This is a genomic window from Paractinoplanes aksuensis, from assembly GCF_024137025.1.
Classification (GTDB): Bacteria; Actinomycetota; Actinomycetes; order Mycobacteriales; family Micromonosporaceae; genus Actinoplanes; species Actinoplanes aksuensis.
The window spans coordinates 108,504-120,182 of record NZ_JAMYJR010000052.1 but is presented as its reverse complement, the minus strand read 5'-3'; the positions used below and the strand labels follow the sequence as shown (position 1 = coordinate 120,182).

Genomic DNA, 11,679 nt, shown 5'->3' with positions numbered 1-11,679 from the left:
CCCCCCCCCCCCCCCCCCCCCCCCCCCCCCCCCCCCCCCCCCCCCCCCCCCCCCCCCCCCCCCCCCCCCCCCCCCCCACCCCCCCACCCCCCCCCCCCCCCCCCCCCCCCCCCCCCCCCCCCCCCCCCCCCCGGGGGGCCCCCCCCCCCGGGGGCCGGGGGGGGGGGCCCCCACCGGTTTATCCACAAGCGGTTGCGGAGCCTTCCGCCTCCACTACGGTTTGAGAGGAGCCGCCGCCAACGAGGGGAGCCGCCGACGATGACCGAGATCCTGTCCGACCAGGCCGTCGCTTTCGTGACCGAGCTGAACAGGCGTTTCCGGCCCCGCCGGAACGAGCTCCTGCAGGCCCGGGCCGCCCGGCGGGCCGAGATCGCGGCCGGCGGCTCGTTCGGTTTCCTGCCCGAGACGGCCGAGATCCGCGCGGCCGAGTGGACTGCCCCGCCCGCCCCGGCCGACCTGCAGAACCGCCGGGTCGAGATCACCGGCCCCACCGAGCGCAAGATGACCATCAACGCGCTCAACTCCGGGGCCCGGGTGTGGCTGGCCGACCTCGAGGACGCGAACACGCCCCACTGGTCCAACGTCGTCGAGGGCCAGCAGAATCTGTACGACGCGATCCGGCGCACCGTCACTCTCGAGACCCCGCAGAAGACGTACGAGCTGAAGGGTGGCCCCTACCCGACGATCGTCATGCGTCCGCGCGGCTGGCACCTCGACGAGCGCCACCTGCCGGTCGACGGCGAGCCGGCTGTGGGCGCGCTGGTCGACTTCGGGCTCTACTTCTTCCACAACGCGCAAGAGCTGCTCGACCGGGGCAGCGGGCCGTATTTCTACCTGCCCAAGATGGAATCGCACAAAGAAGCCGCGTTGTGGAACGACGTCTTCACGTACGCGCAAGAGACGCTGGGCATCCCGGTCGGCACGATCCGGGCCACCGTGCTCATCGAGACGATCCCGGCCGCGTTCGAGATGGACGAGATCCTGCACGCGCTGCGCCCGCACATCTCGGGCCTGAACGCGGGCCGGTGGGACTACCTGTTCAGCATCATCAAGTACTTCCGCGACAACCCGTCGATGGTGCTGCCCGACCGGGCCTCGGTCACGATGACCGCGCCTTTCATGCGCGCCTACACCGAGCTGCTGGTCTCCACGTGCCACCGCCGGGGCGCGTTCGCGATGGGCGGCATGGCGGCCTTCATCCCCAGCCGCCGCGACCCCGCGGTCAACGAGGTCGCCCTGGCCAAGGTCCGGGAGGACAAGGAACGCGAGGCCGGCGACGGCTTCGACGGGTCGTGGGTGGCCCACCCCGACCTGGTGCCGGTCTGCCTCGAGATCTTCGACCGGGTGCTCGGCGACCAGCCCAACCAGCTCGCCCGGCTGCGGCCCGAGGTCACGGTCACTGCCGAGCAACTGCTCGACGTCGGCGCGACCCCGGGCGAGGTCACCGAGGCCGGCCTGCGCTCCAACGTTTCGGTCGCGCTGCAATACCTCGAGGCGTGGCTGCGTGGCAACGGCGCCGTCGCGATCAACAACCTGATGGAGGACGCGGCCACCGCCGAGATCTCGCGATCCCAGGTGTGGCAGTGGATCCACAACGGCGTCCGCCTGCCCGACGGCACCGAGATCACCGCCGACCTGGTCGGCCGCATCGAGGACGAGGAACTGGCCAAGATCAGGGAGGCCGTCGGCGACGAGGCGTGGGCCGCGGGCCGGTTCGACGACGCGCGCAAACTGTTCGAACGGGTCGCGCTGGCCGACGACTTCGCCGACTTCCTGACCACCGCCGCCTACGACTCGATCGACTGATGCTGCTCACCGGGGCCGACTACGACGAGGTCGACGGGCTGCTCACGGCGCACGACGCGTTCCTGGCCGCGCGCTATCCGGGCGAGAGCGCCGACCGGCAGCCCGTGCACACCGTCTACATCCCGGCCGACCGGCTCGACGGCTTCCGCGAGTGGGGCGCCGAGGCGCTGCGGGTGATGGAGCTGCACGACTTCCCGTGGTCGGTGCCGGGCGTCCGCGACAAACTGGCCGGCGAGCCGATCGAAGACCTGCGGGTCGACTTCGAGGACGGCTACGGCGTCCGCGACGACGACCAGGAGGACGCGGCGGTCCGTAAGGCGGCGACGATCCTGCGCGCGGGCGACCGGCCCCCGTTCCTGGGGTTGCGCATCAAGTCGCTCGAGGCCGCGACCCGGCGGCGGGCGCTGCGGACCCTCGACCTGTTCCTGTCGTCCTATCAGGACGCTGATTTCGTCGTCACGCTGCCCAAGGTGAGCGGGACCGACCAGGTGACGGCCATGGTCACGCTGCTGGCACGGCTTGAGCAGGGGTACGGCCTGGCCGCGGGCACGCTGCGGTTCGAGATCCAGGTCGAGTTGCCCGCCGCCGTGCTGGCCGCCGATGGCAGCGCCACCGTGGCCCGGCTCATCACCGCGGCCGGCGGCCGCTGCACGGGCCTGCACTACGGCACGTACGACTACAGCGCGGCGGCCGGGGTGGCCGCGGCCTACCAGGCCATGGACCATCCGGTGGCCGACCACGCCAAGGCGGTCATGCAGGTCGCGGCGGCCCAGACCGGGGTCCGCCTGTCCGACGGCTCGACCAACATCCTGCCCGTCGGCTCCCGCGAAGAGGTGCAGTCGGCCTGGGAGGTGCACCACCGCCTGGTCGGCCGGTCTCTGGAACGCGGCTTCTACCAGGGCTGGGATCTGCATCCGGCCCAGCTGCCGACCCGGTTCGCGGCCACGTACGCGTTCTTCCGCGAGGGCCGTGAGGCGGCTGTCACCCGGCTGCGCCGCTACGTCGATCGGCAAGAGAGCGGCATCGCCGACGAGCCCGCCACCGCACGAGCGCTGGCCACCTATCTGTTGCGCGGGCTCAATTGCGGCGCGCTGACCGATGCCACCTTCAGCCGGGACGAGCTGCTGGCCTTCCTGTGACGCGCGTCCGCGCTGGGCCCGTCGCGTCACGGGCTTCGAAGTGCCGATCCGCGGCGGTCTGACGTGTTACGGGGCTTCGTGTTTCGACCAGAACGTGCTGAGCGGGTGGTTGAAGGCTTCGGGCTGTTCGCGGTGGGGTTCGTGCCGTGTGCCGGGCACCTCGGCCAGGCGGGCGCCGATGCGGTCGGCCACCGAGGTGCAGACCGCGCGCATCACCGCGGCCATGCCCGGCCGGTAGCCGGGCGGCTCCGACTCCCAGCCGCCGAGGATCACCAGCTTTCCGAAGGCGGCCGCGTGCAGCGCGGACACCGGCAGCTCGGCCAGCCAGCAGGGACGTTCGGTGATGGGCGCTCGCATGACCTCACGGTAGTGACGGATCGGCCGGCGGCGATCCCCGATTTCTGTCGTACCCGGAGATTAGGCTCTGCCCCATGGTCGAGCTGGTGTTGCGGTCGCGGCGGGTGGTCGCCGGCGGTGGTGAGCGTGCGGCGGCCGTGGCGATCGAGGCGGGCACGATCGTGGCCGTGGGCGGCTACGACGACGCGTTCGAGGCGGCGGTCGACACCGACCTGGGCGAGACCGCGCTGCTGCCGGGGCTGGTCGACACGCACGTCCACGTCAACGAGCCGGGGCGTACGGAATGGGAGGGGTTCGCGTCGGCGACCCGGGCCGCCGCGGCCGGCGGGGTCACGGTGATCGTCGACATGCCGCTCAACAGCCTGCCGCCAACCGTCGACGTGGCGGCGCTGCGGGTCAAACAGGCCGCCGCGAGCGGGCAGACGTTCGTCGACGTGGGTTTCTGGGGCGGCGCCGTGCCGGGCAACGCGGCCGAGCTGCCGGCCCTGCACGCGGCCGGCGTCTTCGGGTTCAAGGCGTTCTTGGCCGATTCCGGGGTGCCCGAGTTCCCGCCCGTGTCGGCGGCCGAGCTGCGGCAGGCCCTCGAGGCGGTCGACGCCCAGTTCGTCGTGCACGCCGAGGATCCCGAACATCTCGGCGAGCTGACCGGTCCGGCCGGTTACGCCGCCTTCCTCGGTTCGCGGCCGGCCGAGGCCGAGCATGCGGCGGTCGCCACGGCGATCGGGGCCGCGCGGTCCACCGGCGGGCGCGTGCACATCCTGCACCTGTCGGCCGCTTCGGCCCTGCCGTTGATAGCGGCCGCGCGGGCCGACGGGTTGCGGGTCACGGCCGAGACCTGTCCGCATTATCTGACCCTGGACGCCGACCACATTCCCGACGGCGCGACCGAGTTCAAGTGCTGCCCGCCCATCCGCGACGCGGCCAACGCCGACCAGCTTTGGGCGGCCCTGGCCGACGGGCTGATCACCTGCGTCGTCAGTGATCATTCGCCCTGCACACCCGAGCTCAAGAGGCGAGACACGGGCGACTTCGCGGTGGCCTGGGGTGGCATCGCGTCGGTGCAGCTCGGCCTGCCGGTGGTCTGGAGCGCGGCCCGCGCGCGGGGGCACTCGCTGGCCGACGTCGTTGAGTGGATGGCTCGGCGCCCGGCCGATCTCGTGGGGCTGCACACCAAGGGCCGCATCGAGGTGGGCGCCGATGCCGATCTGGTCGCGTTCGACCCCGACGACACTTTTGTCGTCGAGCCGGCGCGGCTGCACCACAAAAACCCCATGACGCCGTACGCGGGAAAGCAGCTGAACGGCGTCGTCCGCACCACCTGGCTGCGTGGCCAAGCCGTCGCCGGCGCCACCGCGCGCGGTCAGTTCCTGAGCCGGAGGGTCGCCTGATGGAAGAGTTCGCCACCCTGCCCGACCTGGCGTCCCGCGCGCTCGGCGGCGGCGTCGTCCACGCCGACGACGAGTTCTTCGCCGCGGCCGACCATCTCGTGCTGCCCCAGCCGCCGGTCTTCGCTCCTCGCACCTTCGACCACAAGGGCCAGGTGTACGACGGGTGGGAGACCCGGCGCCGCCGTGCCCCCGGCCACGACACGGCGATCGTGCGGCTCGGCGCGCCCGGCGTCATCCGCGGTGTGGATATCGACACCGCGTTCTTCACCGGCAACTATCCGCCCCACGCGGCGATCGACGGGCTGGCCGTCGAGGGCTATCCCGACCCGGCCGATCTGCTCGCCGCCGAGTGGACGCCGCTCGTGCCGCGGTCGCCGCTGCAGGGCGACAGCCGCAACCTGTTCGCCGTGACCGATCCGCGGCGCTTCACCCACGTCCGGCTCACGATCTTTCCTGATGGTGGCGTCGCCCGCCTGCGCGTTCACGGCACGTCTGTGCCTGACCCGCGGCTGCTGCCCGAGGTTTTCGATGTGGCGGCCTTGGCCTACGGGGCTCGCATCACGGGGTGCAGCAACATGTTCTACGGCCATCCCGGCCATATGCTGATGCCCGGTCTGGCTCAACACATGGGCGACGGGTGGGAGACGTCCCGCCGCCGCGACGACGCCAACGACTGGGTGACGGTGGCGTTGGCCGCGCCGGCCGAGATCGCGCTGGCCGATCTAGATACGACCCACTTCAAGGGCAACGCGCCCGGCTGGGCCACGCTGCGCGGCAGCGAGGACGGTCAGGAGTGGTTCGAGTTGCTGCCCCGGGTCGCGCTGCGGCCCGACACCCCACACCGCTTCCCGATCGGCGTGGGGCGGGTCGCGACCCACGTCCGGCTCGACATCTTCCCCGACGGCGGCATGGCCCGCCTGCGCCTGCACGGCCGGCCGGTTGCGGGCTACCTCGAAGACCAGTTCCGGAGGCACACCGATGGCCCGTGACGAAGCGCTGGCGTGCGGCAAGCGGAGGCATGCCGATGGCCTGTGACGAAGCGCTGGCGTGCGGCAAGCGGAGGCATGCCGATGGCCTGTGACGAAGCGCTGGCGTGCGGCAAGCAGAGGCATGCCGATGGCCTGTGACGAAGCGCTGGCGTGCGGCAAGCGGAGCCATGCCGATGGGCTGTGACGAGACGCCGGCCGAGCGGCAGCGCGACGACTGGAGGCGCACCGATGGCCTATGACGAGACGCTGGCTCAGCGGCTGCGTGACAAGTTGACCGACCCTGCCGTCACCCAGCGCAAGATGTTCGGCGGGCTGGCGTTCTTCACCAACGGCAACATGACGGTGGGCGTCGCCGACGACGAACTGATCGTTCGTCTCGGTCCTGAGGGCGTGGCGGCGGCGCTGGAGCGGCCCGGGGTGCGGCCGTTCGAATCGGGTGGGCGCTTCATGCGCGGCTGGATTCTGGTGGCCGGCGATCGGCTTGATGATCCCGAGCTTGATCGGTGGCTGACCGAGGCCTACGACCATGTGTCGACGCTGCCGCCGAAAGAGAACGCCGTCCCGGCGAAGCGGAAGCCGAAGAAAGCGCCACCTCGGTGAAAGGCGTTCGTCCCGCGCCGGGTTCCATGCGATCTTGCCGGACACGTCGAGCGTCAGGATGCCGCGCGGATCGGTCTTGGTGACGATGATCTCGTCGGGCCGAAGGTGCGCTCGACCCCGGTGGGCCGCTGGGGCATCCGGCGTCGAGCACGGCCGGCCGGTCGCCCACGAGGTCGGTGACGGCGGCGGTCGCCACACCTGTGGCCGCCTGTATACGCAACGGCGGCCCTGTGTCAGGCCCGCGTAGCGGCGGTGCGGCGCTTGACGAGATAGGGGCGGGCGAACAGGTAGGCGCCGGAGAAAAACAGGAGGGCCAGCGGCAGTAGCGGGGTGTACGAGACCCACAGGAGCGGTTCCTCCTGGGCGAGCGCGACGACTGTGGCGAGCACTGTCACGGTGAAGGCGACGGCCACCCAGCGGTGGAACTGCCGGATCCACTTGTTCATCGGGAACCTCTCCTCGGTGCGATGTCTGTGCTGGTCACGTTAGGAGAGGCGACCCGGTCGGCGCTTCTCGATTCCTGACCGAACCGGATCGAGCGGCTTTGCTGCCGGCCGCGCGGCGGGGGCTCGGATAGGCCCCGCGCGGGTTGGCCGTCCTGCGCGGCGACGGTTGTCGGGCGGGCGGCTGTGTGCGGGGTGGCGTGCGCGGTTGGGCGTTGTCAGGGGCATGTGGCTGTGCGCGGGGTGGAGGTTGCGCGGGTTGGCCGTCCTGCGCGGCGACGGTTGTCGGGCGGGCGGCTGTGCGCGGGGTGGAGGTTGCACGGGTTGGTCGTCCTGGGCGGTGGGCGTTGTGAGGGGCGCGCGGGGTGGACGTTGCGTGAGTGGGGTGGGCGGTTCAGGATCAGGTGTGGGCTGGTCGACCTGTACCGATGTGCGCGTGTTCCTGGCTGCTGCGGGCGATTTTCTGGCGTCCGAACCGGTTGGGCACACCGTTCTGCTGACTGAGGCGGCCTATCTCGAGGCGACTGCGGCCGGCGGTGAGTTCGGGTGGTGGGCGGGCGCGGACGGTGTGGTGGCGGGGGCGTTCTTGTGGGCGCCCCGGCATGTGCCAGTGCTCACGCCCGTACCGGAAGTGGCTTTGTCGTCTTTGGCGGACGCGCTGGGCGGGGTGGACGGGCTGGCTGTGGACGGCCGGGACGCCACGCGGGTTGCTGCCGCTTGGCGGGGGAGCACGGGTGCCGGGCTCGTGGAGCGCTCGAGGGTTTCGGTCTGTCGGTTGACGGCGCTGCGGGCGTCGGGTGCGAGCGAAGAGGGACGATCACGCTGCGGTACGTGGGACGACCGGGAGCTGCTGGTCGGCTGGTTCCGTGAGTTGATGGCGGCCAATCCGGGTGATCCGAGCGACCTGGCTTACGTCATCGATGAGCCGCTGCGGTACGGCGGCCTCACGGTGTGGGAGGTCGACGGCCGGCCTGTGGCCATGGCCGGGCGCAGTCGCGTGGTGGCCGGCATGACCCGGGTCAGCGCGTCCTATGCGCCCGACGGTCGTACCGATGCTGTATTCGCTGCCGCCTGCGCGGAAGCGGCCCAGGTGGCCGAGCATGTCGTCGTCCTGACCACCGATGTCGCGGGCTATCGGGCGCTGGGGTTCGAGCCGGTGCTCGATCGCGTCACGCTCGCCGTCGCGGAATGACGGCGGAGCGAGACGAGGGCCGAGCGGAATGAGGGCGGAGCGGAATGAGGGTGACGGGGTGGTGCCGGGCCGAGGTGGAGGGCACCCTGGGGCCATGGATCAACCGGTCAATCTGGCGGCGGCGCTGGCGAGCTTCGACGAGGTCTACAGCCCGCGGATCGTCACGCGCATGAACGACTACGACGTGCGGGTCGCGCACGTCCGGGGTGAGCACGTCTGGCACGTCCACGAGGACACCGACGAGTTCTTCCTGCTGATCGACGGTGAGTTCGAGATCGCGCTCCGGGACCGCACCGTCGTTCTTCAGCCGGGCGACGTCTTCGTGGTGCCGCGGGGCGTGGAGCATCGGCCTTCCTCAGCGGGTGGAGGGTCGATTCTCATGTTCGAGCCGTCGGGCACGCTCACGACCGGGGACCGGCACGAGGGCGAGATCCCGGGTCACGTGCACAGCACGACCGGTCAGGAACTCACGACGCCGGGGACACCCGCGACGCCCACTGCGTAGCCTCGTCGGCCGGGAGGATGCGGTTGAGGACGACCTCGGGCTTCATCAGGGGGTAGGCGCGGCCCAGGTTCCAGCTGCGTTCGTACGGGGGTGGGTCGAGCACGATCACCCGGTGGTCGCCCAGCAGGGGGATGTCGGCCAGGCGGCCCTCGTTCCAGATGGTTTCGCCCGAGGCGTCGGCCAGGTAGAACTGGCCGCGGATGCCGTCGGCGGGCATCAGGTCGCCGTCGGTGGCCGCCGCGATCCAGGCCGGCTCGGGGCGGGTGCCGGGGAGCAGGCCGCGGGACTCGTCGCCGATCAGGGTCGCGGCCAGCAGCGTGTGCAGCTGGAAGTTGTCGCTGACGCCGCTGACCGTCAGGTCGTAGGCGCGGCTGGTCGGGCGGTGCAGCACCAGCAGCGGCTCGTCGTCGAGCACCTCGAGCAGGCCGAACAGCCAGGCCGCGTCCTCGGCGTGGGTGGTCATCGAGGCCGCGGCGGCGGTCAGCCGGTCGCGGGCGGGCAGCGCCTGGCGGGCCGCCTTCTGCTGCAGCGGCAGCAGCAGGCTGGGGATCCAGTCGTTGACCGTGAACCAGGCCTGGGCGATCTCGCCCGCCTCCTCGACGCTGAGCCCGGCCTGGGGCGCGGCCCGGATGAGGCGTTCGCGCAGGTCTTTGTATTCCTCGGCCGACGTCGGGGCGGTCGCCGGACCACCCAGTTTGTCGGACAGCACGCCGAACTGGGCCGCCAGCTCGAGGCCGGTGGACACCCGGTCGACCAGCACCGGCAGCACCGGCAGCGGGTCGGCGCCCTGCTCGATCAGGCCCGCGACCAGCGTGGCCAGCAGCGCGCCGTTGCCCAGGGCGACCTGTTCCAGGGCCGGCACGAGCGGCGGCAGCGCCTCGCTGAGCTCGCCCTGGTCGGCCTCGGGCAGTCTGTCCACAATGGCGCGGTAGCTCTTGGTCGAGGCCTTGGTGTCGAGCCGGATCACGGCCTCGGCCAGGCTGGCGCAGAGCTCGGGCAGGGCGGTGGCGGAGCGTCCGAACATCCGCGCATCGTACCGACGGCCGGAAATTCGCGCGATCCGTTCCGTACGTCTGAGTTAGGTTGGCCCTCGTGACGCGAACCGTGACGTTGGTGCTGGTCAGCCCCGACGGCGAGCTGCTGGGTGAGACCGAGCCGTTCCAACCGGCGAGCCCGTGGTGGCAGCCGGTCGACGACTTCGGCCCGGGTCTGCAGGTGTTGCGCCTGCTGCACAGCGACAAGGCCGGCCCACCGGGCGGTCACGTCACTTATCTGGCCGAACTCATCGATGAAGCCGCAAATATCCGAAAAATCGGACGGCAGACCACGCCGCCGCCGAGCAGCCCGGGGGAATCGAGCCGGCCCTATTTCGGGAACTGGTCCGAGCCGCACGCCAAGCGCGCTGCCTACGCCGAGCGCGGCGGCCCCTCGGCGTCGATCGCCTGGGCCACCAGCCTGGTCCCCGGCACGACCGCTCACCAGTGCCGCACCTGGAACCTGTCGGCCATCTGGCGGCTCGACGACGCGCGCGGAAACCCGGTGGCCTGGCTCAAACAGGTGCCGCGGTTCTTCGTCCACGAGCCCTACGCCATCCGCCTGGTCGACAGTGTCGCGCCCGGCCTGGTGCCCCGCTTGATCGCCGATGGCGCCGACGGCCGCATGCTGCTGGCGCACGCCCCGGGTGCGGACCGCTACGGCGCCGGCGCCGACCTGTGCGGTGAGATCGCCGCCGCGTTCCACCCGGTCCAGGCCCACTTCGCCGCCGATCCGGCCGCGCTGGCCCGGATCCCCGACGCCCGCCTCGGCAAGACGCTCGGCGAGTACGTCCGGATCGCCGAGCCCTTCTACGACGGCATACCCGGCCTGCGGGAATTCGTCGCCGACCTGCCGCGGCGCTTCGCCGAGATCGCCGAGTGCGGCCTGCCCGACACGCTGGTCCACGGCGACCTGCACCCCGGCAACGTCCGCACCGACGACGCCGGCCGGATCACCATCATGGACTGGGGTGACTGCGTTCTGGGCCACCCCGCACTCGACATTCTGCGCCTGACCGACGCCGACACCAACGGCAGCGAGCGGGGCCCCGGGCTGCCTGGACGCGAGCGGCTGCTCGCGGCCTGGGCCGACCGCTGGCGACAGACCGTGCCGGGCTCCGACCCCGTGCGGGCCGTCGCGCTGATGCGCCCGGTCGCCGATCTGCGGGGAGCGCTGATCTACTCCGAGTTTCTCGAGAACATCGAGCCGACCGAGTGGCCGTACCACGCCACCGACGTGCCCGAGGGGCTGGCCGCCGCCGTGGAGGCAGCCCGGGCATGAGGACCCCGCTGCAGGGTGGGCTGCCTCCGGTCGAGGCGGTGGCCGGCCCTGTGGTGGAGATCGCCTGCGACGAGTCCGGCTTCTCGGGCACCAACCTGCTCGACCCGACCACGCCGATGATCACGCATGCGAGCGTCGATCTCAGCGCCGACGAGGCCGCCGGGCTCATCGCCGAGCTGCGGTCGAGCGACCACGAGCTGAAGTCCGGGCCCTTCCTGCGGGGCCCGCGGGCGGCCGAGGGGCTGCGGTTCCTGCTGACCGCCCTGCGCGGCCGCGCCCTGGTGCACCTGATCGACAAGGAGTTCTTCCTTGTCACCCGCATCGTCGACCTGCTGCTGGCCGAGCCGTCCTACGCCCGCCTGACCCCGGATCAGCGAGCGGTCGCCGCCGACCTGCTCCGGGCCGGACGCGAGGCCGGTGAGGTCTGGACGGAGTTCCTGGCCGCCTTCGCCGGACTGGTCCGCGTCAAACGCCGCCCACCCGCGGGCCAAGTCATCGAACAATTCCAACGAGCCGGGGACGCGCTGGGCGACCGAGCCCGGGACGTGCTGGGCGACGGAGCATGGGACGCGCTGGGCGACGCGGGACGGATTCGCGACTTCGTTACCCGGCTCGACCGCGACGACCGGTCGATCCCGCCGCCGCTCGAGCCGCTGCTGCCGGCGCTGGCCGAGACCGTGCTGTTCTGGAGCGACGGCCGCCGCCGCGTGCTGGTCACCCACGACGAGCAGAGCGCCCTCACCGCCGACCGCCTGACCCGCCTGCAGCAGGCGCTGGCCGTCGACGGAGTGTCACCGCTGGCCGGCCTGGTCATGGTGGACTCCCGCGACGACCCGCGCGTTCAGCTGGCCGACCTGCTGGCCGGCGTGGCCCGGCGATCACCGCGGAGTGACGACCTGCGCCCGCTGATCTCCCCGACCTCCCTCCTCCCGCAACTAGGGTGA

Annotated in this window: 12 protein-coding genes; 9 read left to right on the top strand and 3 right to left on the bottom strand. The window is 71.8% G+C overall.

The window, feature by feature from the left end; translation table 11 throughout:
• Nucleotides 1–258 precede the first annotated feature (258 nt).
• The gene (gene aceB / locus M1L60_RS41220) at nucleotides 259–1,806 is read left to right on the top strand and encodes a malate synthase A (protein WP_253243029.1); all 1,548 of its coding nucleotides are present in this window, start codon (nucleotides 259–261) and stop codon (nucleotides 1,804–1,806) included.
• Entirely contained in the window at nucleotides 1,806–2,945 is a 1,140-nt protein-coding gene (locus tag M1L60_RS41215) for a DUF6986 family protein (protein WP_253243028.1), read from the top strand. Before aceB ends, M1L60_RS41215 begins: the two co-directional genes overlap by 1 nt.
• Nucleotides 2,946–3,011: 66 nt before the next feature.
• On the opposite strand, the gene M1L60_RS41210 is transcribed toward M1L60_RS41215, so the two are convergent.
• Nucleotides 3,012–3,302 (bottom strand): alpha/beta fold hydrolase, encoded by a 291-nt coding sequence (locus tag M1L60_RS41210; RefSeq protein ID WP_253243027.1) that lies wholly within the window; start codon nucleotides 3,300–3,302, stop codon nucleotides 3,012–3,014.
• Nucleotides 3,303–3,376: 74 nt separating this feature from the next.
• On the opposite strand from M1L60_RS41210, the gene allB reads away from it, so the two are divergent.
• From allB to M1L60_RS41195, 3 genes are all read left to right on the top strand, one after another.
• Nucleotides 3,377–4,690 carry an allantoinase AllB gene (allB, locus tag M1L60_RS41205; protein WP_253243026.1) on the top strand — a complete coding sequence of 438 codons (1,314 nt, stop codon included), beginning with the start codon at nucleotides 3,377–3,379 and terminating at the stop codon, nucleotides 4,688–4,690.
• Nucleotides 4,690–5,679, top strand: coding sequence for an allantoicase (gene alc, locus M1L60_RS41200; protein WP_253243025.1), 990 nt, complete (start codon nucleotides 4,690–4,692; stop codon nucleotides 5,677–5,679). The genes allB and alc overlap by 1 nt, the downstream gene beginning before the upstream one ends.
• Nucleotides 5,680–5,907: 228 nt before the next feature.
• Nucleotides 5,908–6,279 carry a TfoX/Sxy family protein gene (locus M1L60_RS41195; protein WP_253243024.1) on the top strand — a complete coding sequence of 124 codons (372 nt, stop codon included), beginning with the start codon at nucleotides 5,908–5,910 and terminating at the stop codon, nucleotides 6,277–6,279.
• 233 nt (nucleotides 6,280–6,512) lie between these two features.
• On the opposite strand, the gene M1L60_RS41190 is transcribed toward M1L60_RS41195, so the two are convergent.
• Nucleotides 6,513–6,725: a hypothetical protein gene (locus M1L60_RS41190; RefSeq protein WP_253243023.1), complete on the bottom strand. Its 213-nt coding sequence runs from the start codon at nucleotides 6,723–6,725 to the stop codon at nucleotides 6,513–6,515.
• Between the two features lie 403 nt (nucleotides 6,726–7,128).
• Between M1L60_RS41190 and M1L60_RS41185 the strand changes: the two genes are divergently transcribed.
• Complete coding sequence (locus M1L60_RS41185; protein ID WP_253243022.1) at nucleotides 7,129–7,914, top strand: hypothetical protein; 786 nt, start codon at nucleotides 7,129–7,131, stop codon at nucleotides 7,912–7,914.
• 94 nt (nucleotides 7,915–8,008) lie between these two features.
• Nucleotides 8,009–8,419: a cupin domain-containing protein gene (locus M1L60_RS41180; RefSeq protein WP_253243021.1), complete on the top strand. Its 411-nt coding sequence runs from the start codon at nucleotides 8,009–8,011 to the stop codon at nucleotides 8,417–8,419.
• On the opposite strand, the gene M1L60_RS41175 is transcribed toward M1L60_RS41180, so the two are convergent.
• Nucleotides 8,382–9,443 (bottom strand): hypothetical protein, encoded by a 1,062-nt coding sequence (locus M1L60_RS41175; protein ID WP_253243020.1) that lies wholly within the window; start codon nucleotides 9,441–9,443, stop codon nucleotides 8,382–8,384. The genes M1L60_RS41180 and M1L60_RS41175 overlap by 38 nt on opposite strands.
• A 68-nt stretch (nucleotides 9,444–9,511) precedes the next feature.
• Between M1L60_RS41175 and M1L60_RS41170 the strand changes: the two genes are divergently transcribed.
• Nucleotides 9,512–10,735 (top strand): phosphotransferase family protein, encoded by a 1,224-nt coding sequence (locus M1L60_RS41170; protein ID WP_253243019.1) that lies wholly within the window; start codon nucleotides 9,512–9,514, stop codon nucleotides 10,733–10,735.
• Nucleotides 10,732–11,679 carry a hypothetical protein gene (locus M1L60_RS41165; protein ID WP_253243018.1) on the top strand — a complete coding sequence of 316 codons (948 nt, stop codon included), beginning with the start codon at nucleotides 10,732–10,734 and terminating at the stop codon, nucleotides 11,677–11,679. The genes M1L60_RS41170 and M1L60_RS41165 overlap by 4 nt, the downstream gene beginning before the upstream one ends.